The sequence below is a fragment of the Hamadaea flava genome (assembly GCF_024172085.1).
In the GTDB taxonomy this organism is placed as follows: Bacteria; Actinomycetota; Actinomycetes; order Mycobacteriales; family Micromonosporaceae; genus Hamadaea; species Hamadaea flava.
In genome coordinates, this window is sequence record NZ_JAMZDZ010000001.1 from 5976648 (window position 1) to 6002716 (window position 26069).

A 26069-nucleotide genomic window follows, 5' to 3' on the forward strand; every position below is an offset into this window, starting at 1 on the left:
GATGTCAATACATCTCGACAGCCTTCGGGGGGTTCCGGGATGACGCGTTGTCCGGTGCGGCGGAGGGGCGTCATCCCGGAAGTCTCGCCTCAGACGCGGGTGACCCGGACCGCGTCGGCGATCACGTAGCCCGCGGCGCTGGTCCACCGGCTGACGCCGACGGCGTTGTAGTCACCCGCGGCCATGGCGAAGGTCCCGAGCGACCGCCACGCGCCGCCGCCCGTGGACTGGTCGATGGTGACGGTCTGGTTGCCCGACGAGGTCACGATGACGTGCGGGGTCGCGGTGTTGTAGCCCGCGACGCCCGGGTGCCAGACCTCGACCTTGTAGTTGCCCGCCTCCGGGATGTTCACTTTGAACCAGGCGGCGTCGCTGGCGAGCACCGGGTCGGCGTAGCGGTAGTCGGCGCCGTAGCGCTGGGTCGAGTAGGTGGACGTCGCCCAGTTCGCGCTGGCGGTGAACCGGCCCGAAGTCGTGTTGTCCACGATGGTGCTGTAGCTGGTCGTCTTCGTGGGCAGCCCGAGGTAGGTCGCGATGCCCTTGGCGTGCCCGCGCGCGTCGGCGGTCAGGAAGGCCGCGTTCTTGAGCAGGTTCGCGTCGGCCACGGTGTCGATGAACAGGTTCTCCGTGAGGATCGCCGGCATATTGGTCTCGCGTACGACGTGGAAGTTGGCGGTCTTCAGGCCACGATCGGTGACACTGGCGACAGTACGCATCCCGGCCAGCGCGTTCGCGTGCACCGTGCTGTGCAGCGACTGGGTCGCCGCGTCGGTGGTGAGGTACCGGTAGCTCTCGAAGCCGGTGCCGCCACCGGAGTTGATGTGGATGCTGACGAAGATGTCCGCGCCCCACGCGTTCGCGTCGTCCGAGCGCTGCTGGAGGCTCACCGTCGCGTCGGTCGTCCGAGACATGCGGATGTCGACCCCGGAGTAGGTCGCGAGCAGGATGTCGCGGACCTGCAGCGCGATGTTCAGGGTCAGTGCCTTCTCCTGCAGGCCGTTGCCGACCGCCCCGGAGTCGGTGCCGCCGTGGCCCGGGTCGAGGTAGACCTTCTTGTTGGCGGCGAACGCCGGCACTCCCACCCAGGGGGTGAGGGCGGCGCCGGCGGCCGCAGCGAATAGCGCGCGCCGCCGGATGGGGTGACTGCTCATGGAGGACCTTTCGGCTGGGGGATACCTCTGGGCATCGAAATACTCAGCCGCGTCGAACCGCTCTGTCAAGCCTTAACATGCCTTCACATTGCGTCGTTACTTCTTCACCTCACGCTCGGCTTCCGCTGTGGATTCCGTGCGGATCACGGTTATGCAGGCATCCGAGGGCTTGGGAGGCCCGCATAACCGTGATCCGCACGGCTCAGGAAGCGAGGAAACGGGCGACGTCCGCCTCCTCGGCGGCGAGCTCAAGGTGTCTGTTGTGGAGGGTGCCGTCGAACGCCTCGACCTGCACTCGTCCCGCCGTGCGCTTCCAGCGGCCGACGACGCGCCCGTCCACGACCACCGCCGGGTGCAGGACGCCGCCGCCCGCCTGGATGCGGTGGGCGTACGCGGGGTCCAGGATCAGCGACCGGTCGCGATAGCCCAGCAGATAGGTGTCGTACGCCCCGAGCAGGCGCAGCCCGGTCCCCTGAGTGTCGCCCGGCGTCGTGGCCCGGAACGCGTCCCGGACGGTCGTGATCGGCAGGCCCGACCACGCCGCGAAATCCTCCGCCGTCGCGGGGCCGTACGCGGCGGCGTACCGCCGGGCGAGTTCGGCAAGTGGATCGCTTGGCGGGGCTGTCTTCGGCGCCCACTCGTCGAGCAAGACGTACCCGGGTTCGTCCTTGGCGAGATCCGGCCCCCGGCAGATCAGCCCCATGCCCGCGGCGTACGCCATCAGGTGGGCGGGCGCCTGACCGGTCAGACCCAGGCCCAGCGCCGTCACGATCTCCGCTCGGCTCAACGCCCGTCCGGCAAGAATCGCGGGCAGCTTCGCCATCGCCTTCTCGCACATCCGATCGTCGAGGCCCAGCTGCGCCCGGCGACCCTTGCCCGCGGCGACGTTACGCGGCCCGAAGAGGCTCACCATCCACCGCACATCGGCGGCCGGCACCAGATGCAGCGTCCCGCGCATCAGCCAGGTCCGGGCCAGCCTCCCCGGTTCGGCGCACTCCGCGCGTACGGCCTCGGCGGTGACGTTCCTGGTCCGGGCACGCACCGACAGCCGCATCGCGGCGGTGTCCTGCGCCTGCAAACCGGCGAGGCGTCCGGCCACCTCGACAGCGCCGGCGTCCGAGCGCTCGGCCAGCCCCTGGGCGGCGTACCGGCGTCGCCGGACCTCGTCGTCGCGCATCCGCCCAGCCTAGGCGGCGAAGCGGGTGGCGAAGGCGGCGTACACGGGCGTGTGCGGGAGCGGATCGAGCACCGCGAACACCACGTGATCGAAGTAGGGGACCGCGGTGAGCGCCTCGGCGAACGCGTCGGCCACGACGGCCGGCTCGTTGCGGAACACCCCGCAGCCCCACGCGCCGAGCACCAGCACGCGCTGTCCGTGCGCGGCGGCCACCGCGAGCACCCGGCTCGCGCGGCGGCGCAAGACTGTGGGCACGTCTCCGATGTCCTCGGGCTGATTGCGGTGGATCGCGCCCAGGTTCGGTGCGGCCGCGGTCAGAAACGAGGTCTGGTACGCGGAATCGAGCAACCGGCCCTTGTCGTCGCGAAAGACCGGAACGCCAGGGCTGAAGATCACCCGGTCGCTGTAGCGGAGGTCGCGCTGAGCCCGGTGGAACTCGTAGAACTCGTCGGCCGTCCGGAGGCAGGGGTAGATGGCGGACGCCCGCGCGATGCTCTCCTCCTGCGCCTTCGCCCCGCCGAGGAAGCCACCGCCGGGGTTCTTCGCGGAGGCGAAGTTCAGGGCGGCCGCGTACGGGCCGACGCGGCGCGCGGCGACCAGCGTCGACTCGCGGGTCACCTCGATCGCCGGGGTCGCCTGCGGTCCCAGCGGCGTGAGCGGCTCGTCCGGCCCGTGCAGCCGGGTGCCCGCGATCGCGGAGCGCACCGCGTCGGCGATGTCGATCTCGGCCCCGGCGTCGGTGCGGTAGGAACCGGCTTCCGCGATCGCCACCGTCTGGCGGGCGATCTCCTGCAGTCTCGCGCTCATGACTGGCCAGCGTACGACTTGAGGCGTACGCCGAGTGCAGTCTTCAAGTGGACGCGACCGGGCCTGACCTCGCATTACCGTCGGCGACCATGACGTTGTCTGTTACCGAACTGACGAAGGTCTACGGAGAAGGGGACACCGCCGTCCGCGCGCTCGACGGCGTCACGGTCACCTTCGCCGAGGGCCGGTTCACCGCCATCATGGGGCCGTCCGGGTCCGGCAAGTCGACGCTGATGCACTGCGCTGCCGGGCTGGACACGGTGACCAGCGGTTCAGTGCGGCTGCACGACCAGGAGCTGACCCGGCTCGGCGACGCCGCGCTCACCCGGCTGCGGCGTACGCGCGTCGGCTTCGTCTTCCAGTCCTTCAATCTGCTGCCCACGTTGACCGCGAAGCAGAACATCCTGCTGCCGCTGGAGCTGGCCGGGACCAAGCCCGATCCGGAGTGGATGACGACCGTGATCGACACGCTCGGGCTGGGCGACCGCCTCGGGCACCTGCCGAGCCAGCTCTCGGGCGGCCAGCAGCAGCGGGTGGCGTGCGCGCGGGCGTTGCTGCCCCGCCCGGCCGTCATCTTCGCCGACGAGCCGACCGGCAACCTCGACTCCAAGACCGGGCACGAAGTGCTGGACTTCCTGCGGCGCAGCGTACGCGAACTGGGTCAGACGATCGTGATGGTGACGCACGACCCCAACGCGGCCTCGTACGCCGACCGTGTCGTGCTGCTGGCCGACGGCCGGATCGTCGACGACATCGAGGACCCGACCGCGGACGCGGTGCTGGGCCGGCTGCGGACGTTGGGAGTCTGACGATGTGGCGGGTCACCTTCGCGTCCCTCACCAAGCACGCCCGGCGGCTGGCGGCCACCACGCTGGCCGTGGTCCTCGGCGTCGGCTTCACCGCCGGGACGCTGATCTTCGGCGACACCGCGCAGGCCGGGTTCGACGAGACGTTCGCGCGTACCGCGAGGAACGTGGACGCCGTCGTGCTGGCGGGGGACAAGCCGCTCACCGCTGACCAGCTGACGGCGGTGTCCGGCGTCGCCGGCGTCGAGCACGCCGAGGGCCGGATGGTCACCTCGCTGCCGATGCTCGGCTCGACCGGCCGTCCGCTGGTCAACAACGGCCGCTCCGGGTACGCCGTCTCCGTCGCCGACGACGAGCGTCTGCGCGGTTTCGACCTTGACGGCCGAGTGCCCGGCGCTGGGGAAGCCTTGCTGGACACCGAGACCGCCGCGCACGAGAAGTTGTCGATCGGCCAGACGATTCAGGTGCTCGACAAGGCCGGCACGAAGCAGGTGTACGCGATCTCGGGGCTGGTCGACTTCGGCGTCTCGAAGACGTATTCGGGGCTCAGCGTCGTCGGACTGCCGCGGGCGGAGATCACGCGGCTCACCGGCGAGACCGGCTTCGAGGAGATCGTGATCCGCTCCCGTCCCGGCATCGCCCAGACCGACCTGGCCGGGGCGGTACGCGCGGCGGTGACCGGCTCGACGGCGAACGGCGCGACGGTGCAGACCGGCGACGAACGCCGGACCGATCTGGCGAACCAGGCGACGTCGGTCGCGACGCAGTTCACCTTCATCCTGCTCGTCTTCGGGGTGATCTCCCTCGTCGTCGCGGTGTTCGTCATCTACAACACGTTCGCCATCCTGCTGGCCCAACGCCTACGCGAGACGGCGCTGCTGCGGTGCGTCGGCGCGACGCGACGGCAGATCTTCACCGCGACGCTGCTCGAATCGGCCGCGATCGGACTGGTCGGCGGGGCATTCGGCGTACTGGCCGGGATCGGGGTGAGCTACGGTCTCCCGCTGCTGCTCAACGGGGCGCTCGACGCCGGCGTGCCCGAGCATCCGGTGGTGCTGCGGCCGACGCCGGTCCTCATCGGACTGACGCTCGGCATGGTGGCGACGGTCGCGGCCGCCGTGCTCCCGGCGCTGCGGGCCACCCGGACCAAGCCGCTGGCCGCCCTGCGGGACCTGCCGAGCGCCGTCACGGTAAGCCGCCGCGCGAAGATCATCCGGGGGATCATCGCCTTCCTGATCGCGGGGATCGGCGCGCTCGTCACCCGTCAAGGCCAGCAGACGGAGGACTCGGAGACCGCGACGTTCATCGTGGTGGCCGGCGGCGTCGTGGTCTTCCTCGGCGTACTGGTGGCCTCGCCGCTGTTCATCGGCCGGCTCACCGCCCTGGTCGGACTGCCCGCCAGCCGGCTCGCCGGGCCGCCCGGCCGAGTCGCGGTCGCCAACGCCCGCCGCAATCCGGGGCGTACGGCGGTCACCACCGCCTCGCTCATGATCGGCGTCGGGCTGATGGCCATGTTCAGCATGCTGCTCGGCAGCATCAAGGAGACCGCGCGGGACCAGCTCGCGAGTCACTATCCGGTCGACTACGTGATCACGGCGGTACGCGACGGCAAGACCGGCGAACTCGGCCGGATTCCGGCGGCGTACAGCGACCAGCTCCGGCAGCACGGCGAACTGGCCAAGGTGGCGGTCGTCCGGGGCGCGAAGGTACGCGTCGACGGCAAAACCCTGCACCTGGGCGCCATCGACCATCCCGAACTGCTGCCGCAGCTGCCGGCCGGACTCGTCGACGGGGCGATCATCGTCGACGACAAGCAGCCTGATCCGCAGCTGACGACCTTGCGTACGGCTGCCTCCGGCGACACCACCATCCCCGGCGCGGGCCGCTTCGACGGCCTCGTGACCTGGAGTGAGCTGGCGAAGCTGGCCGGTTCCAGTGACGGCAGCCTCGTCCTGGTCAAGGCGGCCGACGGGGTCAGCCCCGTCGACTCCCGGGCGATCGTCGACCGCGTCGGTTCGGCGTACCCGTTGGTCGAGGTAAGCAGTGTCGCGGACCTGTCGAGCGGCCTGGAGAAGGCGGTGAACGGCCTGATCGGGCTGTTCGCCGGCCTGTTGGGGACCGCGGTCCTGATCGCGCTGTTCGGCATCGCGAACACGCTGTCGCTGTCGGTGATCGAGCGGACCCGTGAATCCGCCACGTTGCGCGCACTGGGGCTGACCCGGGGTCAACTGCGCGGGATGCTGCTCGCCGAGGCGCTGCTCATGGGCGTGGTCGGCGCGCTCGTCGGGATCGCCTTCGGCCTGGTGTACGCACCCCTGGTGCTGCTGGCGGCGTTCCGGGACATCGATCCGGTCATCGTGGTGCCGTGGGATTGGCTGACCGGGATGCTGCTGCTGGCGGCGCTGGCGAGCTGCCTGGCCGCCGTCCTGCCCGCGCGCCGCGCCGGGCGTGGAGCGATCGTGGCGGCGATGGCCGACTAGCCCTCATTCCTTGGGCTCTGGATCAGGGTTCCCGGTCGAATCTTGCCTCAAGATTCGACCCGGAACCCTGATCCAGCGCTTATCGCGAGCGGGGGCGGTTAAGAAAGCGAAGCCCGGACCAGCCCGGTCTCATACGCGAACACGACGATCTGCACCCGGTCGCGCAACCCCAGCTTGGTCAGTACGCGTCCCACGTGCGTCTTCACGGTGGCCTCGGCGACCACCAGCTTCCCGGCGATCTCGGCGTTCGACAGGCCCTGCGCGACCAGCAGCACGACCTCGCGTTCGCGGTCGGTCAGTGTGGCCAACCGGGGTTCGGCGGTGGACACCACGAACCGGCCGGCGAAGTGGTCGAGCAGTTTGCGGGTCACCCGCGGGGCCACCACGGCGTCACCGGCTGCGACGGCGCGGATCGCGCCGAGCAGATCCTCCGGCGGGGCGTTCTTGAGCAGGAAACCACTCGCACCCGCTTGCAGTGCGGCGAATGCGTCCTCATCGGTGTCGAACGTCGTCAGGACCAGCACCTTCGGCCCGTCCGGCTGCTCGGTGAGCTGCTGGGTGGCGCTCACGCCGTCGAGGACCGGCATCCGGATGTCCATCACGACGACGTCCACCGGCTCTCCCCGGCGGGCGAATTCGCGTACCTGGGAGACGGCCGCCGAACCGTCCCCGGCCGATCCGACCACGTCGATGTCGGGCTGCGACGACAGGATCATCTCCAGCCCGGTACGCACCAACGGCTGGTCGTCGACGATGAGCACCCTCATCCGGCCACCGCCTGCGGCAGCGGGGTTCCCACGGGCAGCGATGCGCGTACCTGCCAGCCGCCGGCGGCGCGGGGACCGGCCAGCAAGGTGCCGCCGTGCACGGAGACGCGTTCGCGCATCCCGGTCAGGCCGTGCCCTTCGGCACTGGTCGTGCCGCCGCAGCCGCTGTCACAGAGATCCACCACGATCTCGTCGCCGTCGCGCCGCAGATCCAGGTCCACCTGGGCGTCCGGCCCGGCATGCCGCAGCACGTTCGTCAGCCCCTCCTGCACGATCCGGTAGACCGCCAGCTCCAGCGCGGGCGCGTCCACGGCGCCGACCGTGTTGGCCACCCGGACCGTCAGCCCTGCCGAGCGCGCCCCGGCGACCAGCGGCTCCAGCTCGGCCAAGGTGATCCGGCGACGGCTCTGCGGCGAGTCGGCACTGCCCCGCAGCACGCCCACCAGCCGCCGCATGTCCTCCAGCGCGGCGCGTCCGGTCTCGGCCACCGTCGCCATGGCCTGCCGCGATTTCTCCGGATCGGCGTCCAGCGCGTACCGGCCGCCGTCGGCCTGCACGACCATCACCGCGAGGCTGTGCGCGACCACGTCGTGCAGCTCCCGAGCGATGACCGCGCGCTCGTCGGCCACCGCGATCCGGGCCAGGTGCGCGCGCTCCCGCTCCAAGCTCGCCGCGCGTTCCTCCAGGCCCGCGACGTAGATTCGCCGTTGACGCACCGTGTACGCCATGAGCCAGACGCCGCCGCAGACCCCGGCGTAGAAGAGCGCCTGCTGCCACCAGTGCTCGGCGTCGGAATGCCGGGCGACCTCGATGACGATCCCGATGATCACGACGAACCCGGAGATCAGGCCGCCGCGCAGGGTCTTGCTGTACTTGACCGCGCTGTACATGCCGATGAGCACGGCCAGGTCATAGGGGAGCGGATCGTTGGCCGGCCCCCAGAACAGGACCTGGGCCAGGGCCGCGGCCGAGATGACGCCCATGCTCCAGAGCGGCCGGCCGCGCCGCACCAGCAGCGCCGCCGCCATGGCCAGGCCGAGCCACATGAGCGGCCGGGGTGTCTGCCGCAGGAAGATCGGGAGGCAGGCCAGGCTGGCGACACCCGCCGCGACCAGCAGGTCGAACGCGAGGGACCTCGGGTTGCGCATACCCGTGAGCCTATCCGGCGGCCGGCGCGTGACCGATATGTCGGTTTCACCGGTGTGTATCCTCGGCATGCTCCTCCGACAGCGGGAAGCTGAGGTCTTCGGGTGTCGCGGCCGGGCGCCCTGGACGTATGCTTCGCCTGTTACCGCACTTCCGCATCTCCGATGCCGTCCACAATGTCGTCCATAGTGGCGTGACGGGACGGCCGGCCGTCGAAGGGCAAGGGGGAATGGCGTTCCGATCCAGGTCGGGCGGGACTGGGCCACCAGCAGCCCGAATCCGCCGATGAACGCGTACGTGCCGGCGCCGGCCGAGCCGGTGGAGCCCGACGGCCTCGGACGATTCGCCCGGCGCTGGGCGGAGGCGATCGGCGGGACCAGCGACGGGCCCGTGCCGCATCTGACGGAGTTCCTCGAACGGCTGACCCGTGAGCTCGCGGCCGCACTGCGGGACGACAGCGCCCAGGCGCGTGCGGAAGAGGTGGCGGCGGCCCTGGTCGGCGCCGATTTTCACAGCCCAGCGGCGGTACGCCGGACGATCGAGGTGTTCGCCGACGGCTTCCTCGACGAGATCCGGGGCGAACCCGGGGCCGAGGACGAGATCAAGTTGCGCGCTCGGCTGGGCCAGCTGCTCGGCGGCCTGTCGGCCGGATACGCCCAGGCGCTGCGCGTACGCACCCGGACCGAGCAGGAGGCCGTCCAGCGCGCCGCCCTCCGGGCCGTCCGCCTCGCCGACGACGACCGGCGCGTCGTGGAGGCCCGGTTTCGAGCCGTCTTCGCCGACGCCGCCGTCGGCATCGCCATGGTCGACCTGGGCGGCCGCCTGCTCGAGGTCAACACCGCGTTCGCCCGGATGCTCGGCTTCGTGCCGGAGGAGATCCGGGGCCGGACGGTCGGGGAGATCATCGGCGACAGCGGGCACGGCCCGACCTCCAGCCGCTATCTCGACCTGCTCTCGGGTGGCCGGGATCACTTCCGCACCGAGACGACCCGCGTACGCCCCGACGGCAGCCGGCTGGTGCTGGACCTGTCGATGTCGATGGTGCGCGACGACGACGGCGCGCCCGGCTTCCTGATCGGGGTCACCGTCGACATCACCGAGCGGCGACGGCTGCAGGATCAGCTCTGGCACGAGTCCCGGCACGACGCGCTGACCGGGCTGCCCAACCGGACGTTGTTCGCCGAGCGGCTGGCCGAGCGCCTCGCCGAACCGGCCTGCGGCCGGCTCGGACTGTCCTTTCTAGACTTGGACGGTTTCAAGGACGTCAACGACAGCCTCGGGCACGCCGTCGGCGACCAGCTGCTCATCGCGGTCGCCCGGCGGCTGGAGACGGCCGTCGCCTACGGCGATCGCCTGGTGGCCCGGCTGGGCGGCGACGAGTTCGTGGTGCTCGACGACGACTGCGTGGGCGAGGCGGCCGTCGTCGGCCCGGCCGAGGCGATCCTGGCCGCGTTGCGCGAGCCGTTCCAGGTGGGTGGCCGGGAACTGACCATCTCGGCGAGCATCGGCGTCGTCGACTCCCGGGCGGTCGGCGCCGATCCGCAGGCGCTCATGCGGGCCGCCGACATCACGCTCTACCGGGCGAAGGCCGAGGGAAAGAGCCGGCTGGCCCGCTACGACCCGCGCGACAGCGCCCGGCAGATCACCCAGCACACCCTCGCGACCGCGCTGCCCGCCGCGTTGACGCGGCAGGAGTTCTTCTGCGACTACCAGCCCATCGTCGGGCTCGAGGATAGGCGGCTCCGCGGAGTGGAGGCGCTGATCCGCTGGCGGCATCCGCAGCTGGGCATCGTCGCGCCGAACCAGTTCATCCCGGTCGCCGAGGAGACCGGCCACATCGCCGCCGTCGGCCGCTGGGTGCTCGCCGCCGCCTGCCGCCAAGCCGGCGAATGGGCCGCCGCGAATCCCACGCTGACCTGCTACATCAGCGTCAACGTGGCGGTCGGCCAACTCCGCCGGCCCGGCCTGGTCGACGACGTGATGCAAGTGCTCACCGACGGCGGGATGCCCCCGGAACGACTGCAACTCGAACTCACCGAATCCGCCGTGCTCGGCGACGACCGCGGACCGGTCGGCGAACTGCAGCGGCTCGCCGACGCCGGCGTCCGGCTCGCCATCGACGACTTCGGCACCGGGTACGCCAACCTGGCGTACCTGACGAGGTTGCCGGTTCGCCAGGTGAAGCTGGCCGGGGAGTTCCTCAAGCCATTGCGTACCGGGTCGAGCGTCGATCCGAAGCACGACCGGCTGCTCTCCGCGATCATCACGTTGGCGCACGACCTCGGCCTGAGCGTGACCGCTGAAGGCGTCGAACACCAAGCCCAGGCGGACCGGCTGCGCGCGCTCGGCTGCGACGCCGCCCAGGGCTGGCTGTTCGGCCGGCCCGGCCCGGCCGAGCAAGTCGGGCGGCTCATCGCCCGCCAGAACAGCCAACCCTGAGCTTCCGTGACGGGCACTTCCGCGACGGGCGCTGGGTCAGGGTTCTCGGTCGAATCACGATCCAAGATTCGACCCGGAAACCTGATCCAGCGCCCGTCGGCGGTCAGTCTGGTGATCAGGCGGCGATTCGGTCGCCGAGCAGGCCCGCGAGCTGCTCGACCGCCCCGATCGACAGCGGTGGGTGAGCAGCCCATGCGTACTGGTCCCGAGCGGTTTGAAAGCTGTTGTCGACGCCGATCGACACGAGCGTCCCGTTCGCTAGAGCGACCATGACCCGGTTGACGTGGTCGTGGGGCCCCGAGGTGTACTGCATGATCACGGTACGCAGCCCGCCCGGTGTGGTGCCGCGGGTGCAGGTGTTCTTCTCGCACGGCAGCTCGTCCCAGCAGTTGTAGACCTGTCCGTCGGCCTGCCGGCAGTGCGCGTCGGTGAACTCGACCCGGATCGTCCCCCGCACATCGCCGACGCGTACGCCCCACGTGGTCCGCACATCCGTCGTGCTGCCGCTGAACCGGGGGGCGTCGCCGTCGGCTCCGCTGTACGCGCCTTCCGCCGGCTGGAGAATCCACTGTGCGTCCGGCGCGGCGGTTCGCAGCGCCCGGTCCAGTTCGTCGCCGAGCCAGTTGTAGGTGGGAAAGGACGGCAACGACGGTTCGTAGCGCAAGACGTGCGCGGTGGGGCTGGGCGACGGCGTGAGCGGTGGCTGGGGTGGCGACCCGGTGACACCGAAGGCCAACGTGACCGCCGCGAGGACGGCCACGACGCCGCCGGCCGCCCCCACGACGCTGCGGAGACGCCGGTTCCGGCGCTGCCGGGCGACGATGCCGGGCACGTCTACGGCCGACGGCGGGACCTCGCCGATCACTTCGTCGAACAGAGTTCGGGACATGTCAGGCTCCCATCTTCGAGGCGGTCGAGCGCAGCGTGGCCAGCCCGCGGGAGGCTTGGCTCTTCACGGTTCCCGTGGAGACGCCGAGGATCGCCGCGGTCTCCTCGATCGAGTAGTCCAGGTAGAAGCGCAGCACGAGGACTGCGCGTTGACGGGGGCCCAACGAGGCGAGCAGCCGATCGAGACCGGCGCGGTCGACGACCGGGTCGGTGGGGTCGGAGCCGTGATCCGGGAGCACGTCCACGACCTTTTCGCGTCGCCGCCAGGGACGCCGTCGTTCGTCGAGCCAGGTACGCGTCATGACCGTCTGCGCGTACGCGTCGCGGTTGTCGGCCCCGGCGACCTCCCGCCAATGCCGGTAGAGCTTGCCGACCAGCACGGAGACCAGATCATCGGCCAGATGCCAATCCCGGCACAGCAGGTACGCCGTACGCCGCCAGCGGTCCATCCGTGCGCTGACGTAGACCTGGAAATCGTCCTCGTCGGCTTGTCTCACGACGCTCCCCGTTCTGCTCGCGACGTCGGTCACTGGCACGACGAAGCGAGTGCGGCCGGGGGTTGCACGCGGATTCACGCGGGTGGCAGGGTCACCGTCACCACCAGCCCACCCCCGGTACGCGATTCGGCCCGGACGTCGCCGCCGTGCGCTCGCGCGATGGCCTGGACGATGGACAGCCCGAGTCCCGCACCAGGAGCCTGATGGGCCGTCCGGCTGCCTCGGTGGAACGGCTCGAACAGCGCCGGGACGTCGTACTTGGGGATGACCGGCCCGCTGTTCTCGACGGCCACGAAGACGCCGGCGGCCGAGGGGCCGCAGGAGACGGCGACGAAACCGTCCGGGAGGTTGTAACGGATCGCGTTGTCAACGAGGTTCTGCACCAGCCGCTCCAGCAGTGGCGGGTTCCCCGTGACGGCGGCCTCCTCGGCGGCCAGCCGCAGGTCGAGCGAGCCGAACGGGGTCACCGAGACGACGTGGTCCACGATGTCGGCTAGATCTACATAGGACCGATCGGCGACGCCGCCTTCCGAGCGCTCCGCGCGGGCCAGCACCAGCAGTCCGTCCAGCAGCTGCTCGTGGCGGGTGTTCACCTCCAGCAGCGTCCGGCCCAGCTGGGTCAGCTCCGGAGTCGGCTCGCCGCGATAGAGCGCCACCTCCAGCAGCGACCGGTTCACGGTCAACGGCGTACGCAGCTCGTGGGAGGCGTTGGCGACGAAGCGCCGCTGCCCGTCGAAGGCGTGGTCGAGCCGTTCCAGCATCGTGTCGAAGGCGTCGGCGAGCCGTTTCACCTCGTCGTGCGGGCCGGTGAGACCGATGCGCTCGTGCAGGCCCCGATCCGCGGCGGGCGCGTCGGCGATGCGTACGGCGGTGTCGGTGATCTTGTCGAGAGGGCGCAGCAGTCGACCCGCCAGCAGCCAGCCGATCGCGGTCGCCGCCACGACCACCACCGCCAGGGCGATGCCGCCCCGGGTCAGCAGCGCGTTCAGCGCCACGTCCCAGGCGGATTCGGAGACCTGGTTGACCAGCGTGCCCGCGTCGCCCGGGTTCGCCGACGTGTAGCCGACATTGAAACTCGGCATCTGCCGATCGGCCACGAGCACGTAGGTGATGGCCAGCATGACCAGGCCGGCGACCAGGAAGAGGCAGCCGTAGACGAGGGTCAGCCGCGCGCGGAAGGTCAACCGCTTCACGGCACTCGGTACCCCACACCCGGATCGGTGAGCACGATCGGCGGCTCCCCGAGCTTGCGGCGCAACTTCAGGATGATCATGCGGATCGAGTGGGTGAACGGGTCGGCGTTCTCGTCCCAGGCCTTTTCGAGGAGTTGCTCGGCGGAGACCGGCGCACCGTCGGCGCGCAGCAACTCGGCCAGCACGGCGAACTCCTTGCGGGACAACGGGACGTAGCGACCGTCGCGGTAGACCTCCCGGCGATGCGGGTCGAGCCGGATGCCGCCGCGGTGCAGGATCGGCGGCGTGGCCGGGCGGGCGCGGCGGCCCAGCGCGGTGACGCGGGCGGACAGCTCGGCGAACGCGAACGGTTTCGGCAAGTAGTCGTCGGCGCCCAGCGACAGCCCGGAGACCCGGTCGGCGACGTCGGCGGACGCGGTCAGCATGAGGACCCGCGTCTCGCCGCCGCGCCCGGCCAGCGCCCGGCATACGTCGTCGCCGTGCACCACTGGCAGATCACGATCCAGGACTACCACGTCGTAGTCGTTCACGTCGATGCGCTCGAGGGCCGCCCCGCCGTCGTGGACGACGTCGACGGCATGCGCGTCACCCCGCAGCCAGTGCGCGACCGCGTCGGCGACCAGGGGTTCATCTTCGACGACCAAGATCCGCATGAATCCCATGGTGACACACGGTGATGTCACCTCGCTGTCAACGAATTCGGTGACGGCCGCGAAATCCCGCGGCCGATCTACTGACCGCCGACAGGATCCCTCTCGAAGGAGACGAACCATGCGGATAAGAGCAGCGATCGCGATCGGCCTGCTCGCCACGGCGGCACTGGCCGGGTGCTCGAAGAGCGACGGCGACGGCGTCGCCAGCGCCAACGGCACGTCCAGCCCCAGCGCCACCGCGAGCGTCACCGGCGCGGTCGACGAGAAGGCGCGGGCGCTCCAGTTCGCCAAGTGCATGCGCGAGAACGGCCTGCCGGACTGGCCCGACCCGAAGTTCAGCGACGGCGGCGGGGTGGACCTGAGCGCGCCGGACGGCGCCGACCCGGCCAAGGTCGACGCGGCGATGCAGAAGTGCAAGCCCTACCTGCCCAACGGCGGCGAGCCGCAGAAGCTCGACCCCGCCCGGCTCGACCAGCTGCGCAAATACGCCCAATGCATGCGCGAGCACGGCCTGAAGAACTTCCCCGACCCGACCGACTACGGCTTCCAGCTCGACGGCAACACCTCCGGCATCGACCCGGCCAGTCCGGCGTACCAGGCGGCCGACAAGGAGTGCCAGAAGTTCGCGCCGCCGCCGCCCGGCGAGTCGCCGGGCACGAACTCGGGCAACGGGCGATGAGGCGCCGGATTCTCACCGGCCTCGGGACGGCGGCGGTGGTCCTGGCGATCGGTGTCGCCGTGGTCGCGGCCAAGGGCATCGGCTCCGGCCCGTCGGCGCCCTCGGCCGCGAAGCTGCCCCCGGCCACCGCGACGGTCACCCGTCAGACACTCGTCGACAGCCAGACCGAGAGCGGCGAGCTGGGCTACGGCGACTCGGTCCAGGTCAACGGCAAGCTGCCGGGCACGATCACCGCGCTGCCCGCACAAAACGCAGCGGTACGCCGTGGGCAGCCGATCTATCGCGTGGACAACAATCCAGTCGTGCTCCTGTACGGCGTGCTGCCGGCGTACCGGGCTCTGGTGGCCGGGATGAAGGGCCCGGACGTCAAACAGTTCGAGCAGAACCTGTACGCCTTGGGCTATCGGGGGTTCACCGTCGACGGGACGTTCTCGGCGTCCACGACGACGGCGGTGAAGAAGTGGCAGAAGGCGCTCGGGGTGGCCCAGACGGGCGTGATCGACCTCGGCCGGGTCTACTACGCCCCCGGACCCGTACGCGTGAACGCCCAGCAGGCCGCGATCGGCGACTCGACGGGCCCCGGCATGGCGGTCCTCGACACGACCGGTTCGCAGAAGCTGGTCGGCGTCGAGCTGAGCGTGGCCGAACAGCGCCTGGCTCAGGTCGGCAGCGCCGTCACCCTGAAACTGCCCGACGGCAAGACCGTGCCCGGCAAGATCGTGCGGGCGCGTACGGTGATCAAGCCGGCCGAGGGCAACAATCCCGCCAAGACCGTGATCCGGGTGTCCGTCGCGCCCGACGATCAGCAGACGCTCGCCGCGTTCGACCAGGCCACCATCGACGTCGGATTCACCGCCGGGAAACGGGAGAACGTCCTGACCGTCCCGGTGGCGGCGTTGCTGGCCCTGTCGGAGGGCGGCTACGGCGTACAGGTCGTGGACGGCTCGGCCACGCGCATCGTCGCCGTGCGGGTCGGCCTGTTCGCCACCGGCCGGGTCGAGGTCACCGGGGACGGGCTCCGCGAGGGAGCCACCGTGGGGATGCCGTCATGACCGAGTCCCATGGGGATTCCGTCGTGGAACTGGACGGCGTGACCAAGGCGTACCCAGGTGTGCTGGCGGTGCGCGAGGTGAGCCTGACGGTCGGGCGCGGCGAGCTGGTGGCGATCGCCGGCCCGTCGGGTTCCGGCAAGTCCACGATGCTGCACCTGATCGGCACGCTGGACCGGCCGTCCCGGGGCACGGTACGCATCGACGGCCTGGACGTGGCTCGGTTGTCCGACCGCCAGCTGTCGGCGGTACGCGCGAGCCGGATCGGGTTCGTCTTCCAGCAGTTCCACCTGGCCCCGGGACAGTCCGCCATGGACAACGTGGCGGACGGGCTGCTGTACAGCGGCGTGCCGGCCCGGCACCGACGCGGGCGGGCGGAGCAGGCCCTCGTCAGCGTCGGGCTGGGGGAACGACTGGAGCATCGGCCGCACCAGCTGTCGGGCGGTGAACGGCAGCGCGTCGCCATCGCGCGCGCCATTGTCGGCGACCCGGCGCTGCTGCTCGCCGACGAACCGACGGGGAATCTCGACTCGTCGTCCGGCGCGGGTGTCATGGGGCTGCTGCGGGCGCTGCACGAGGGCGGCACGACGGTCGTGATCATCACGCACGATCGTGAGATCGCCGACAGCCTGCCGCGCCAGATCCACATGAGAGACGGGCAGGTCGTGTCATGAGCAGGTTCACCTCAGGCGAGCGCCGGCCGCCGGACGGTGATCGCAGGAGCAGCACGAGCCTGCGTCCTTCGCGGCTGCGGCCCGCCGATGTGCTGCGGGTCGGCTCGGCCGGACTGCGTACGCGGCCGTTGCGGGTCTTCCTCTCGGCGCTCGGGATCGCCATCGGCATCGCCGCGATGATCGCCGTCGTCGGGATCTCCTCGTCCAGCCGGGCGCAACTGGACAAGCAGCTCGCGGCGCTCGGCACCAACCTCCTCACGGTCTCGCCGGGCGAGACCATGATGGGCGGCCGGGCGGTGCTGCCGGCCGAGTCGGTCGCGATGATCGGGCGCATCGGCCCGGTCACCGGCGTCGCCGCGATCGGGCGCGTACCGGATCTCTCCGTGTTCCGCAGCGATCGGATTCCGGCGATCCAAACCGGCGGGATGTCGGTTCTGGCGGCGCACCTCGATCTGCCGGCGACAGTCGCCGCGCAGCTCGCCGACGGCGTCTGGCTCAACGACGCGACCAGCCGCTATCCGGCGGTGGTGCTCGGCGCGTCGGCCGCCCAGCGGCTCGGCGTCTACTCCGTTCGCGACGGGGTCCAAGTGCTGGTCGGCGGCCGGTACTTCACCGTCGTGGGCATCCTGCAACCGGTCGCGCTGGCACCCGAGCTGGACGTCGCCGCGTTGATCGGATTCCCGGCCGCGGAGTCCTACCTGGCCTTCGACGGGCTGCCCACCACCGTCTACACGCGTACGCGAGACGACGCGGTCACGTCGGTGCGGGCGGTGCTGGCCGCGACGGCCAACCCGGCCGCGCCCAACGAGGTACGGGTGTCCCGGCCGTCCGACGCGCTGGCCGCCCGGCAGGCCACCGATCAGGCGTTCACCGGGCTGCTGCTCGGCCTCGGCGCGGTGGCGTTGCTGGTCGGCGGGGTCGGCGTGGCCAACACGATGGTCATCTCCGTCCTCGAACGCCGGGCCGAGATCGGCCTGCGGCGCTCGCTCGGCGCCACCCGAGGGCAGATCCTGCTGCAGTTCCTCGCGGAATCGCTGCTTCTCGCGGCGCTGGGCGGACTCGGCGGAGTCCTCGTCGGCATCCTCGTCACCAGCTTGTACGCCCGTACGCAGACCTGGCCGGCGGTGGTTCCGGCGTGGGCGACGCTGGGCGGCATGGGCGCCACCGTGGTGATCGGGGCGATCGCCGGGCTCTACCCGGCCATCCGGGCCGCCCGGCTCTCCCCGACGGAGGCGCTCGCGGCCCCCTGACCGGCTCCCGCCCGGGCTCCCGCGCCGGCTCCCGCCCTGGCTCCCGCGCCGGCTCCCCCCGGGCTCCCCCCGGGCTCCCGCGCCGGCTCTCAGATGATCTAGGCGAGAAATGGCGGCCCAGGCGACCATTTCTCGCCTAGATCCACTTCGCCCGACGTGATCTTGAACGGAAAGCGTCGCCAGAGCAGCATTTTCTGTTCAAGATCACCCGCCCCGAAGTGAACGAGCCCGAAGTGAACGAGCCCGAAGTGAACGAGCCCGAAGTGAACGAGCCCGAAGTGAACGAGCCCGAAGTGAACGAGAGTCAGTCGGGGAGCATGGGCATCTCCAGCCCGGGGCCCTTGCCGACAAGCACCCCACGCGTGACGGAGCTGCTGCCGAACCGATCCCGGACCGCGTCCAGCGCCCCGTCGAGGGCCACCCGGTCGGGGGTGCCGAAGGGCAGTTCGAGCTGCATGAAATCTTGGTTCTCCAGGTTGCCGACGCTGATCCCGAGCAGCGTCAGGCCGCGTACGGCGATCATGGGTCGCACGGCGGTCAGCAGAGTCCGAGCGGCGGCGAGGATCTCCTCGGTCTGCACGGTGGGGCGGCTGAGCGTACGCGATCGGGTGGCTCGGGTGAAGTCGCGGAAACGCATCCGCAGCACCACCGTCCGGCCTGGCCGGTCCGCTTTGCGCATCCGCCGGGTGACCCGGTCGACCAGCCCGGCCAGCGTCGCGTCGAGTTCCTCGTAGGACTGATGGCCCCGGCCGAGGGCCCGTTGGGCGCCCATCGAGCCGCGGCGGCGGCCGGTCACCACGCGGCGGGCGTCCTTGTTGTGGGCCAGCGCCCACAGGTGCCGGCCGGCATGCCCACCGAGGATCGAGACCAACGCCGCCTCGCCGATCCGGGCGACGTGCGCGACGGTGCGAATGCCGCGTTCGGCCAGCTTGGCCGCGGTCACCGGGCCGACGCCCCAGAGCATCTGGACCGGCAGCGGATGCAGGAACTCCAGTTCGCGATCGGGCTCGACGGCCAGGATCCCGTCCGGTTTGGCGACGCGGCTGGCCACCTTGGCGAGGAACTTCGTCCGGGCGATCCCGACCGTGATCGGCAGTCCCACCCGGTCCAGAACGTCGGCGCGCAGGCGTACGGCGATCTGGGTCGGCGTGCCGCTGATCTTCCGGAGCCCGCCGACCTCGAGGAACGCCTCGTCGATCGAGATCGGCTCGACCAGCGGCGTGGTGTCCCGGAACACTTCGAAGACAGCCTTGCTGGCCTGCGAGTACGCCGACATCCGGGGTTCGAGCACGATGGCGTCCGGGCAGAGCAGGCGGGCCTGACGACCGTTCATCGCTGTGCGTACCCCTCGGGCTTTGGCCTCGTAGCTGCACGCGAGCACGACACCGTGCCCCACGATGACCGGCTTGCCGCGGAGCGCGGGTCGATCGCGCTGCTCGACCGACGCGTAGAAGGCGTCGAGGTCGGCGTGCAGAATCGAGGCGCCCTCCATTCCCGGATCATAGAACAAATGTTCGACACAAGGGTAGCGATAGGCTGACGACCATGTCTGTCACCGACGACTTCGCGCAGGCCCAGGCCGACGTCAAGCAGCTGCCGACGCGCCCGGGCAACGATGTCCTGCTCCAGCTCTACGCGCTCTACAAGCAGGGCAGCCAGGGCGACGCGACCGGCAAGCGGCCGGGCATGTTCGACCTGGTCGGCCGGGCCAAGTTCGACGCCTGGAGCGAGCTGGCCGGCACGGATCAGGAAGCCGCGCAGACCCGCTACATCGAGCTGGTGAAAAAGCTCCAGTCTGAGGACTGACCGATCGCGACGGTCGCGCCGAGGTCGTCGTCGACCGCGATCTCGGTGCGGAAACCCCCGTCGACCAGCGCCGCTTCCGTCACTCGGGCCTGCTCGTCGCTCGTCTCGATGAGGACCCGGCCGCCCAGCTTGAGCCACGCGCGAGCGCCGGCGGCCACGCGGCGGTGGATCGTCACGCCGTCCGGGCCGCCGTCGAGCGCGGCGCGCGGCTCGTGGTCACGCGCCTCCGGCGGCATCAACGCGATCTGGTCGCTCGGGACATAAGGCGCGTTCACCGCGAGCACGTCGACGCGCCCCAGCAGCTCGCGGGGCAGGGCTTCGAACAGATCTCCTTGATACGCGTGAAGCAGCGCACCGGTCAGGTTGGTCCGGGCGCAGCGCACCGCGACGGGATCGACGTCGGCGGCGTACACCTCGACGCCGGGGACGAATTCGGCGACGGCCCGCCCGACTGCGCCGGTGCCGCAGCAGAGGTCTACGACGATCGAGCCGGGCCGGGCGTACGCGGCGGCCTGCCGGGCAAGGAATTCGGTGCGCCGGCGTGGCACGAAGACCCCGGGTTCGACGAGAATCCGCAGTCCACAGAACTCCGCCCAGCCGAGGATCTGCTCCAGCGGCTCGCCGTCCTCCCGGCGGCGCAGCAGACCGTCGACGGCGGCGGGATCGGCCTCGGCGAGGATCAACTCGGCCTCGTCCTCGGCGAAGACGCAACCAGCGGACCGCAGCCGGGCCACGGCTTGGGTGAACGTGACAGCCATCGCATACGTACCCTACTCGTGCGTATTAGAGTGCCCGGCATGGTCTCCGAGCGGGTGCAGAGCCAGGTCTTCGGCGAGGTGGCGACCGACTACGACGACGTCCGGCCGGGCTACCCGGTCGAGATCGCCGACCGGATCCTGGCGTACGCGGGCCGTCGCCCGGCCGCGATCGCCGAGGTGGGTGCCGGCACCGGCAAGGGCACCGAGGTGCTGCGTACGCTCGACGCCCCGATCACCTGCGTCGAGCCGGACGCCGCGATGGCGGGTGTGCTGCGGCGCCGGTTCCACGACGACGAGTTCGTGGCGATCGAGGTCAGCCGGTTCGAGGACTGGCCACCGCCGGCCGACGGCGTCGATCTGCTGGCCAGTGCTCAGGCGTGGCACTGGGTGAGCCACCAGACGCGTACGCGACTGGCCGCCGAGGCGCTGGCTCCGGGCGGTGTCATCGCCTTGTTCGCCCACGACTTCGGGTTCGACGAGGACACCGCCACCGCGATGCAGAACGTCTACCTCAAGCACGCCCCGGAGATCGCCCACGGCGTACCGGCCAATCTCCACCCCGACGTGTTCCACCCGGACGAGTTGCGGACGTCGCCGCTGTTCAGCGACTTCGAGCAGCAGGAGGTGATCCGGGTCGTGCCCTTTCCGACCCCGCGTTACCTACGGCTGCTGTCGACCTTCTCCAACCACCGCATGCTGCCCGAGCAGCGGCGATCCCAGCTGCACGAGGCGATCGCCAAGCTCATCGACGGCCGCGGCGGGGTGCTGCATCAGCAGCTGACGACCGGCCTGATCCTCGCGCGCCGGGCAGCCTGACCGGTACGCCCGCCGCCCGCCGCTTCCGGAGCAGGTGGGTCAGGTAGAGCAGGGCGGCGGTGAGCACACCCATGTCGTCGAGGTAGATCGGATCGGGCAGCAGATCCACCGGCAGGATCGTGTAGACCAGCGCGCCCCAGAAGGCGACCTTCCCGCCGGTGCCGAGGTCGCCCAGCATGCGCTTGGTCACGAAGAGCTTGCGCGCCAAGCGGATCGCGCCGTACAACGTGGCCAGCGCGATGACGCCGGCGATGACTCCGACGACGATCCAGGCTTCCCGGGACATGGCGCTGAGCGTACCCAGAACCGGCTTGCGTCATGCCAACGCCGACATGACGACCTCCCGCGCGGCTTGTAGCTGGGCTTCGGTGGCGGCGGGCAGGGCGTCCTCCCAGACCGGGAGCGCGTAGCGAGTCGCCTCCAGCATGCCCAGCGGCCGGGGCATGAACCAGACGTGGAAGTGCGCCGCGCCGTCGCCCCAGCGGTAGAGGTGCACGCGGCCTACATCCGGAAGTGCAAGGATCGCGCGCTCGACGCGGGCTGTCACCCGGCCGAAGTCGGCGGCCAGTTCCTCCGGCAGATCCGCGAACGAGTCCACATGGACCCGGGAGGCCAACCAGAGTGTGCCGGGCAGGCTGCCGCCCACCGGCTCGTGCAGCACCCAGTTCGCGTCGGACCAGATGCCGTCGTCCTGGTCGCAGATGCGGCACGGTTCGCCGCCGGGCTCACCGCGGCGGGGCGGCTCGGGAATGGTTCGAGGTCCGGGCTCTACCGGGGTGAGCGGCCCGGCGAAGGGAAGTCTCATCATTCCGTCAGCATGCGCCGAGGACGCCGGTCGATGCAATGCTTGCGTTCAGAAAATGCAACGGCTATGTTTCATTCGTGAAGGAGGATCTCCACGAGGCGACCGTCGCGGTGCTGGCCGATGTCGGGTGGGACGGACTGACCCTGGAACGGGTCGCCGACAAGGCCGGCCGATCGCGGGTGACGCTGTGGCGCAACGGCGTGACCCGGGAGAGCCTGCTGGACGGGTTGCTCAAACGGCTGGCGGCGGACTACCGCGACGCGATGCTGCCGGTGCTCACCGCCGGCGGCGACCCGGCCGAGCGGCTGCGCAAGACGATGAACGCGCTCTGCGACGTCGTCGACGCGCACGCGGACGTGCTGACCCTGTCCGACGAGATGTTCCACCGGGCGGCCGCGACGGCGGACCTCCCGATGCGGTTCCTCGACCCGTTCGTCGCGGTGCTTCGCGACGCCCGGGCGGCGGGCCGGCTGCTCGGCAAGGGCACCGACCTGGATCGGGCCGACATCCTGTTCAACGCGGTCGCCTGGACCTACCTGCACCTGCGCGCCCGGCACGCCTGGACCCCGGCGAAAGCGCGTACCCACCTGCTGCCGATGCTGATCGAAGGGACCGTCCGATGAACTCGCTGCACGACGCGTACTGCTCCAGCCCTGAGTGGGCCGAGATCCTGGTCGGCGAGGTGCTGCCCTGGGGCCTGGCGGGGTTGCCGGAGCCGGAGTACGCCGTCGAACTCGGCGGCGGCTTCGGAGCGAGTACGGCGTACCTGCTGGACTGGGCCCGGCGGCTGACCGTGATCGAGGCCGACGCGACCCTCGCCGCCGGGCTGACCGCCAGGTTCCCCACCGTCGACGTACGCCACGCCGACGCGCGCCGAGTCCCGTTGGCCGACGGCGTCGCCGACGCGGTCGTGTGCTTCACGATGCTGCACCACGTCACCCCGCCGGCCGCCCAGGACGAGTTGTTCTTCGAGGCGGCCCGGCTGCTGCGGCCGGGCGGCTGGTTCGCCGGGACCGACAGCGTGGCGTCGGACCGGCTGCGGGAGTTCCACGATGGGGATGTCTACGAGCCGCTCGACCCCCAAACCCTCCCCGTACGCCTGATGGCGGCCGGGTTCGGCGAGGTGGACGTCGAGGTCGGCGACCGGTTGCGGTTCCGCGCCCGGCGCTGAGGCCTTGCCGCGTCCGGCTGGACGTGCATACTCAGCGAATATGGAGCCAGAACGTCCGGAGATCGGCCGGGACCTCGCGCACGCGTTGCGGACCGGCCCCTTCTCGGCGGCCCTCCATCTGGCCATCGAGGATCGCGGCCTGCGTCTGGAGGAGATCCAGGAGAAGCTGGCCGCGGCGGGGGTGACCGTCAGCCTCACCACGTTGAGCTATTGGCGGCGGGGACGCAGCCGGCCCGAGCGGCCGGATTCCATGAAGGCGGTCCGGCTGCTGGAGGAGATCCTGGCGCTGCCGCCGGAGTCGCTGATCGCCCAGCTCGGCCCGCGCCGTCCGCGCGGCCGCTGGCTCACCCAGCCGCCGGGCACGTTGGACATCGACCGGTTGTTCGAGGACGCCACCAGCGTCTCGCGGATGATCGGCGAGCTGGACCGATGGCTCAACCATGAACTGACCCGGCTGAGTCTGCACGACCTCTATCTGGTCGGCGGCGACCGGCAGGAGATCAGCCTGACCTGCCGCCAGGTGCTGCGGTCCAACGTGGATCGGCTGAGCCGCACGGTCGGCATCTTCCGCACCGACGACCTGAAAGCGTTCACCGACATCCGGGCGCTGCGCAACTGCCGGCTCGGCCGAGTGCGTACCGACGCGGCGTCGGGCCTGCTGGCCGCCGAGATCATCTTCGACCGCATGCTCGCCCGGGGCGACACCGTGGTCATCGAGTACGCCTTCCTCAGCGACTCGGCGACGCCGACCGAGACGTACTACCGCGGCTTCAACGTGCCCGTCAGCGAATACGTCCTGGAGGTGCAGTTCGATCAGCGGGCGGTCCCGGCGCGGTGCTACCGCTATGAGCGCCGGGCGATCCACGCGCCGGACCAAGGCGTACGCGAGATCTGGATCGGCTCGACGCACGGGGCTCACCTGGTCGCCTCCGACGTCCCGCCGGGCATCGTGGGGATGCGCTGGGAATGGGAATAGGACGCGATGGGTGGGCGGCCTCCCTCGTGAGGAGGCCGCCCACCACACCGGTCAGGCGACGTTCAGCGTGACGTCGTCGACGACGAAGCTGGTCTGCAACGACCAGTCCTCGATCCCGGTGAACGTGAGGGTGACCGTCTGCCCGGCGAACTGCGCCAGGTTCACGGTCCGCTCGGCGTACGCCGAATTCGCATTGAGGTTGGAGTAGCCGGCCACCGTCGTGCTGCCCACGGTCACGGCGAAGGTGTCGTAGACGACGCTCTCCGTCTCGGCCGTGGTGATCCGCAGCCAGAACTTCAGGGTGGCGGTGCAGCCGGCCGGGATGGTCACCGACTGCGACAGCGTGTCGGTGTGGGCCGAGCCGCGCCCGCCGAACCACGCGTTGCGGGTGCCGGTCCGGGCCGGGTACTCCGGCCAGGTGCCGACGACGTACTGCGAAGCCGTCCACGGGCTCGTCCCGCTCTCGAACCCGCCGTTGCCGACGAGCTGCGCCGGGGTGCAGCCACCGCCGGTGCCGACCGTCCAGGTGAACTGGGCGGACCCGGTCTTGCTCGCCGAGTCGGTGACGGTGACGGTGACGGTCGACGTCCCAGCCGTGGTCGGCGTACCGGTGATCCGGCCGGTCGACGAGCCGATGGACAGCCCGGCCGGCAATCCGCTCGCGCTCCAGGTGTAGGGACTCGTCCCGCCACTGGCCGACAGTTGCAGGTCGACGGCCTGCCCGACCGCGGTGCTCTGGTTGCCCGGGCTGGTCACCGACGGGCTGCCGGGGTCGCCGCCGCCGATGAATCCGGTGTACAGCAACACATTCGGCGAACCGCTGCCGGGACTGGTGATCTTCCCGGTGGTGCCGTTGGTCACCAGCGCGTTGCGTACCTGGGCGGGGGTGGCCGACGGGTTCGCCCCGAGGTAGAGGGCGGCGGACCCGGTCACGTGCGGCGAGGCCATGGAGGTGCCGGTCATGGTCGCGCTGCCGGTGTTGCTGGAGTAGGACGCCGACACGATGCTCGTGCCCGGCGCGAACAAGTCCAGGCAAGAGCCGTAGTTGCTCGTGCTGTTGCGCGCGTCGGCGTTGGTGCTGTTGCCGACCGTGATCGCGGCGGAGACGCCCTGCGGGCTGTAGTAGCAGGCGTCGTCGCCGGAGTTCCCGGCCGCCTCGACGAACTGCACGCCCGACGAGATCAGGTTGTTCACCGCGCTGTCCATGGCGGCGCTGCTGCACCGGCTCTGGCAGCCGATGCTGTAGTTGGCCACGGCGGGCTTCTGGGCGTTGGCGCGTACCCAGTCGATGCCCGCGATCAAGTCGTCGTTGGTGCCACTGCCTTGGCAGTTCAGGACACGAACGGACACGAGCGACGCCTTCTTGGCGATGCCGTAGGTGGTGCCGACCGCCGTGCCGGCCACGTGCGTACCGTGGCCGTGGCAGTCCTGCGGCGTGCTGTCGTTGTCCACCATGTCCACGCCCTGCTTCACCCGGCCGGTGAAGTCGGTGTGACTGGCGTTGAGCCCGGTGTCCAAGATGTACACGGTGACGCCCTGGCCCGGGTTGGCCGGATAGGTGAACGTCTGGTTCAGCGGCAGGTTCCGCTGGTCGATGCGGTCGTCGCCCCAGTTCGGCGGGTTGTTCTGCGTGTCCAGTACGCCGATCCGCTGCACCTGTTCGACGTAGGCCACGGCGGGATCGGCCGCCAGCTTCCGGGCTTGCGCCTCAGCCAGGTTCGCCGAGAAGCCGTGTAACCCGGCGGAGTAGACGTGCCGGGTCTGCCCGCCGAAGCGGGCACTCAGGTCGCGGGCGCTCACTGCGATGGCCGCGGGGGTAGCGGCGGCCAGTGCGGTGTCCTTCAGCGCCACGATGTAGCGGCCCGGAACGGCGTACGGGCTGTCGGCCGCCCGGATGACGCCGGTCGGCTCGGCGGACGGGGATGCCGACGCCGTTGCGGCGGGGGTGACTGTGGTGGCGAGCGCCAGCAACAGCGTCGCGGCCACGGTGGGGGTGCGATGTGCCAAGGGTTCCTCCTCCCAAGACGCCCCCTGCGGCTTCTGGGGTCGGCCCACCGTCCTTACTGGCTGTTTCGAGCGGA

At 70.7% G+C, this 26069-nt stretch carries 26 protein-coding genes; 12 read left to right on the top strand and 14 right to left on the bottom strand.

Going from position 1 to position 26069, the window contains the following annotated elements; genetic code table 11:
• Positions 1-89: 89 nt before the first annotated feature.
• The 3 genes from HDA40_RS28035 to HDA40_RS28045 all read right to left on the bottom strand — a co-directional run bounded on the left by HDA40_RS28035 (position 90) and on the right by HDA40_RS28045 (position 3135).
• Positions 90-1151, bottom strand: coding sequence for an N-acetylmuramoyl-L-alanine amidase (locus HDA40_RS28035; RefSeq protein WP_253760793.1), 1062 nt, complete (start codon positions 1149-1151; stop codon positions 90-92).
• Positions 1152-1353: 202 nt separating this feature from the next.
• Positions 1354-2328 carry a winged helix DNA-binding domain-containing protein gene (locus HDA40_RS28040; protein WP_253760794.1) on the bottom strand — a complete coding sequence of 325 codons (975 nt, stop codon included), beginning with the start codon at positions 2326-2328 and terminating at the stop codon, positions 1354-1356.
• Between the two features lie 9 nt (positions 2329-2337).
• Positions 2338-3135, bottom strand: a complete 798-nt coding sequence (locus HDA40_RS28045) for a TIGR02452 family protein (RefSeq protein ID WP_253760795.1) — start codon at positions 3133-3135, stop codon at positions 2338-2340.
• A gap of 89 nt (positions 3136-3224) precedes the next feature.
• Here HDA40_RS28045 and HDA40_RS28050 point away from each other — a divergent pair, with 89 nt between their 5' ends.
• Together HDA40_RS28050 and HDA40_RS28055 are read left to right on the top strand one after the other, a co-directional pair.
• Positions 3225-3944 (top strand): ABC transporter ATP-binding protein, encoded by a 720-nt coding sequence (locus HDA40_RS28050; protein WP_253760796.1) that lies wholly within the window; start codon positions 3225-3227, stop codon positions 3942-3944.
• A 2-nt stretch (positions 3945-3946) separates the two neighbouring features.
• Positions 3947-6421: an ABC transporter permease gene (locus HDA40_RS28055; protein WP_253760797.1), complete on the top strand. Its 2475-nt coding sequence runs from the start codon at positions 3947-3949 to the stop codon at positions 6419-6421.
• Between the two features lie 98 nt (positions 6422-6519).
• On the opposite strand, the gene HDA40_RS28060 is transcribed toward HDA40_RS28055, so the two are convergent.
• Entirely contained in the window at positions 6520-7188 is a 669-nt protein-coding gene (locus tag HDA40_RS28060; RefSeq protein WP_253760798.1) for a response regulator, read from the bottom strand.
• Positions 7185-8336, bottom strand: a complete 1152-nt coding sequence (locus HDA40_RS28065; protein WP_253760799.1) for a sensor histidine kinase — start codon at positions 8334-8336, stop codon at positions 7185-7187. The genes HDA40_RS28060 and HDA40_RS28065 overlap by 4 nt, the downstream gene beginning before the upstream one ends.
• 283 nt (positions 8337-8619) lie before the next feature.
• Here HDA40_RS28065 and HDA40_RS28070 point away from each other — a divergent pair, with 283 nt between their 5' ends.
• Entirely contained in the window at positions 8620-10773 is a 2154-nt protein-coding gene (locus tag HDA40_RS28070) for a putative bifunctional diguanylate cyclase/phosphodiesterase (protein WP_253760800.1), read from the top strand.
• A 115-nt stretch (positions 10774-10888) separates the two neighbouring features.
• Here HDA40_RS28070 and HDA40_RS28075 read toward each other — a convergent pair whose 3' ends face one another.
• From HDA40_RS28075 to HDA40_RS28090, 4 genes are all read right to left on the bottom strand, one after another.
• Positions 10889-11662 (bottom strand): hypothetical protein, encoded by a 774-nt coding sequence (locus HDA40_RS28075; RefSeq protein WP_253760801.1) that lies wholly within the window; start codon positions 11660-11662, stop codon positions 10889-10891.
• A 1-nt stretch (position 11663) separates the two neighbouring features.
• A complete protein-coding gene (locus HDA40_RS28080) occupies positions 11664-12158 on the bottom strand; it encodes a SigE family RNA polymerase sigma factor (protein ID WP_253760802.1) in 495 nt (164 codons plus the stop codon).
• Positions 12159-12232: 74 nt separating this feature from the next.
• Positions 12233-13351 (bottom strand): sensor histidine kinase, encoded by a 1119-nt coding sequence (locus tag HDA40_RS28085; RefSeq protein WP_253760803.1) that lies wholly within the window; start codon positions 13349-13351, stop codon positions 12233-12235.
• Positions 13348-14004, bottom strand: a complete 657-nt coding sequence (locus HDA40_RS28090) for a response regulator transcription factor (RefSeq protein ID WP_253760804.1) — start codon at positions 14002-14004, stop codon at positions 13348-13350. The genes HDA40_RS28085 and HDA40_RS28090 overlap by 4 nt, the downstream gene beginning before the upstream one ends.
• Positions 14005-14122: 118 nt before the next feature.
• Here HDA40_RS28090 and HDA40_RS28095 point away from each other — a divergent pair, with 118 nt between their 5' ends.
• Genes HDA40_RS28095 through HDA40_RS28110 form a run of 4 tightly spaced genes read left to right on the top strand, consistent with a single transcriptional unit; the run spans position 14123 to position 17656 of the window.
• Positions 14123-14683: a hypothetical protein gene (locus tag HDA40_RS28095; protein ID WP_253760805.1), complete on the top strand. Its 561-nt coding sequence runs from the start codon at positions 14123-14125 to the stop codon at positions 14681-14683.
• Entirely contained in the window at positions 14680-15735 is a 1056-nt protein-coding gene (locus tag HDA40_RS28100) for a peptidoglycan-binding protein (RefSeq protein WP_253760806.1), read from the top strand. Before HDA40_RS28095 ends, HDA40_RS28100 begins: the two co-directional genes overlap by 4 nt.
• Complete coding sequence (locus HDA40_RS28105) at positions 15732-16406, top strand: ABC transporter ATP-binding protein (protein ID WP_253760807.1); 675 nt, start codon at positions 15732-15734, stop codon at positions 16404-16406. The genes HDA40_RS28100 and HDA40_RS28105 overlap by 4 nt, the downstream gene beginning before the upstream one ends.
• Positions 16403-17656: an ABC transporter permease gene (locus tag HDA40_RS28110; protein ID WP_253760808.1), complete on the top strand. Its 1254-nt coding sequence runs from the start codon at positions 16403-16405 to the stop codon at positions 17654-17656. The genes HDA40_RS28105 and HDA40_RS28110 overlap by 4 nt, the downstream gene beginning before the upstream one ends.
• Before the next feature lie 304 nt (positions 17657-17960).
• On the opposite strand, the gene dinB is transcribed toward HDA40_RS28110, so the two are convergent.
• On the bottom strand, positions 17961-19148 hold the full coding sequence (gene dinB, locus HDA40_RS28115) for a DNA polymerase IV (RefSeq protein ID WP_253760809.1): 1188 nt from the start codon (positions 19146-19148) through the stop codon (positions 17961-17963).
• Between the two features lie 53 nt (positions 19149-19201).
• Here dinB and HDA40_RS28120 point away from each other — a divergent pair, with 53 nt between their 5' ends.
• A complete protein-coding gene (locus HDA40_RS28120; RefSeq protein WP_253760810.1) occupies positions 19202-19462 on the top strand; it encodes an acyl-CoA-binding protein in 261 nt (86 codons plus the stop codon).
• Here the strand turns inward: HDA40_RS28120 and HDA40_RS28125 are convergent.
• Entirely contained in the window at positions 19423-20220 is a 798-nt protein-coding gene (locus HDA40_RS28125; RefSeq protein WP_253760811.1) for a putative protein N(5)-glutamine methyltransferase, read from the bottom strand. The genes HDA40_RS28120 and HDA40_RS28125 overlap by 40 nt on opposite strands.
• Before the next feature lie 39 nt (positions 20221-20259).
• Between HDA40_RS28125 and HDA40_RS28130 the strand changes: the two genes are divergently transcribed.
• Entirely contained in the window at positions 20260-21036 is a 777-nt protein-coding gene (locus HDA40_RS28130; protein WP_253760812.1) for a class I SAM-dependent methyltransferase, read from the top strand.
• Here HDA40_RS28130 and HDA40_RS28135 read toward each other — a convergent pair.
• Together HDA40_RS28135 and HDA40_RS28140 are read right to left on the bottom strand one after the other, a co-directional pair.
• Complete coding sequence (locus HDA40_RS28135; RefSeq protein ID WP_253760813.1) at positions 20963-21322, bottom strand: DUF1232 domain-containing protein; 360 nt, start codon at positions 21320-21322, stop codon at positions 20963-20965. The genes HDA40_RS28130 and HDA40_RS28135 overlap by 74 nt on opposite strands.
• Before the next feature lie 30 nt (positions 21323-21352).
• Positions 21353-21844 carry an HIT family protein gene (locus tag HDA40_RS28140; protein WP_253760814.1) on the bottom strand — a complete coding sequence of 164 codons (492 nt, stop codon included), beginning with the start codon at positions 21842-21844 and terminating at the stop codon, positions 21353-21355.
• A 74-nt stretch (positions 21845-21918) separates the two neighbouring features.
• Between HDA40_RS28140 and HDA40_RS28145 the strand changes: the two genes are divergently transcribed.
• From HDA40_RS28145 to HDA40_RS28155, 3 genes are read left to right on the top strand one after another with little or no spacing between them, the layout of a single operon-like run.
• Positions 21919-22464 (top strand): TetR/AcrR family transcriptional regulator, encoded by a 546-nt coding sequence (locus HDA40_RS28145; protein ID WP_253760815.1) that lies wholly within the window; start codon positions 21919-21921, stop codon positions 22462-22464.
• Positions 22461-23012 (top strand): class I SAM-dependent methyltransferase, encoded by a 552-nt coding sequence (locus tag HDA40_RS28150; protein WP_253760816.1) that lies wholly within the window; start codon positions 22461-22463, stop codon positions 23010-23012. The genes HDA40_RS28145 and HDA40_RS28150 overlap by 4 nt, the downstream gene beginning before the upstream one ends.
• 40 nt (positions 23013-23052) lie before the next feature.
• Positions 23053-23988 carry a hypothetical protein gene (locus HDA40_RS28155; RefSeq protein WP_253760817.1) on the top strand — a complete coding sequence of 312 codons (936 nt, stop codon included), beginning with the start codon at positions 23053-23055 and terminating at the stop codon, positions 23986-23988.
• Between the two features lie 51 nt (positions 23989-24039).
• Here HDA40_RS28155 and HDA40_RS28160 read toward each other — a convergent pair whose 3' ends face one another.
• Entirely contained in the window at positions 24040-25995 is a 1956-nt protein-coding gene (locus tag HDA40_RS28160) for a S8 family serine peptidase (RefSeq protein WP_253760818.1), read from the bottom strand.
• Positions 25996-26069: the final 74 nt, after the last annotated feature.

Coding starts and splice junctions, on each gene's coding strand:
- HDA40_RS28035 (WP_253760793.1), bottom strand. CDS start 1,151: ATGAGCAGTCACCCCATCCGGCGGCGCGCGCTATTCGCTGCGGCCGCC.
- HDA40_RS28040 (WP_253760794.1), bottom strand. CDS start 2,328: ATGCGCGACGACGAGGTCCGGCGACGCCGGTACGCCGCCCAGGGGCTG.
- HDA40_RS28045 (WP_253760795.1), bottom strand. CDS start 3,135: ATGAGCGCGAGACTGCAGGAGATCGCCCGCCAGACGGTGGCGATCGCG.
- HDA40_RS28050 (WP_253760796.1), top strand. CDS start 3,225: ATGACGTTGTCTGTTACCGAACTGACGAAGGTCTACGGAGAAGGGGAC.
- HDA40_RS28055 (WP_253760797.1), top strand. CDS start 3,947: ATGTGGCGGGTCACCTTCGCGTCCCTCACCAAGCACGCCCGGCGGCTG.
- HDA40_RS28060 (WP_253760798.1), bottom strand. CDS start 7,188: ATGAGGGTGCTCATCGTCGACGACCAGCCGTTGGTGCGTACCGGGCTG.
- HDA40_RS28065 (WP_253760799.1), bottom strand. CDS start 8,336: ATGCGCAACCCGAGGTCCCTCGCGTTCGACCTGCTGGTCGCGGCGGGT.
- HDA40_RS28070 (WP_253760800.1), top strand. CDS start 8,620: ATGAACGCGTACGTGCCGGCGCCGGCCGAGCCGGTGGAGCCCGACGGC.
- HDA40_RS28075 (WP_253760801.1), bottom strand. CDS start 11,662: ATGTCCCGAACTCTGTTCGACGAAGTGATCGGCGAGGTCCCGCCGTCG.
- HDA40_RS28090 (WP_253760804.1), bottom strand. CDS start 14,004: ATGCGGATCTTGGTCGTCGAAGATGAACCCCTGGTCGCCGACGCGGTC.
- HDA40_RS28095 (WP_253760805.1), top strand. CDS start 14,123: ATGCGGATAAGAGCAGCGATCGCGATCGGCCTGCTCGCCACGGCGGCA.
- HDA40_RS28100 (WP_253760806.1), top strand. CDS start 14,680: ATGAGGCGCCGGATTCTCACCGGCCTCGGGACGGCGGCGGTGGTCCTG.
- HDA40_RS28105 (WP_253760807.1), top strand. CDS start 15,732: ATGACCGAGTCCCATGGGGATTCCGTCGTGGAACTGGACGGCGTGACC.
- HDA40_RS28110 (WP_253760808.1), top strand. CDS start 16,403: ATGAGCAGGTTCACCTCAGGCGAGCGCCGGCCGCCGGACGGTGATCGC.
- dinB (WP_253760809.1), bottom strand. CDS start 19,148: ATGGAGGGCGCCTCGATTCTGCACGCCGACCTCGACGCCTTCTACGCG.
- HDA40_RS28120 (WP_253760810.1), top strand. CDS start 19,202: ATGTCTGTCACCGACGACTTCGCGCAGGCCCAGGCCGACGTCAAGCAG.
- HDA40_RS28125 (WP_253760811.1), bottom strand. CDS start 20,220: ATGGCTGTCACGTTCACCCAAGCCGTGGCCCGGCTGCGGTCCGCTGGT.
- HDA40_RS28130 (WP_253760812.1), top strand. CDS start 20,260: ATGGTCTCCGAGCGGGTGCAGAGCCAGGTCTTCGGCGAGGTGGCGACC.
- HDA40_RS28135 (WP_253760813.1), bottom strand. CDS start 21,322: ATGTCCCGGGAAGCCTGGATCGTCGTCGGAGTCATCGCCGGCGTCATC.
- HDA40_RS28140 (WP_253760814.1), bottom strand. CDS start 21,844: ATGATGAGACTTCCCTTCGCCGGGCCGCTCACCCCGGTAGAGCCCGGA.
- HDA40_RS28150 (WP_253760816.1), top strand. CDS start 22,461: ATGAACTCGCTGCACGACGCGTACTGCTCCAGCCCTGAGTGGGCCGAG.
- HDA40_RS28155 (WP_253760817.1), top strand. CDS start 23,053: ATGGAGCCAGAACGTCCGGAGATCGGCCGGGACCTCGCGCACGCGTTG.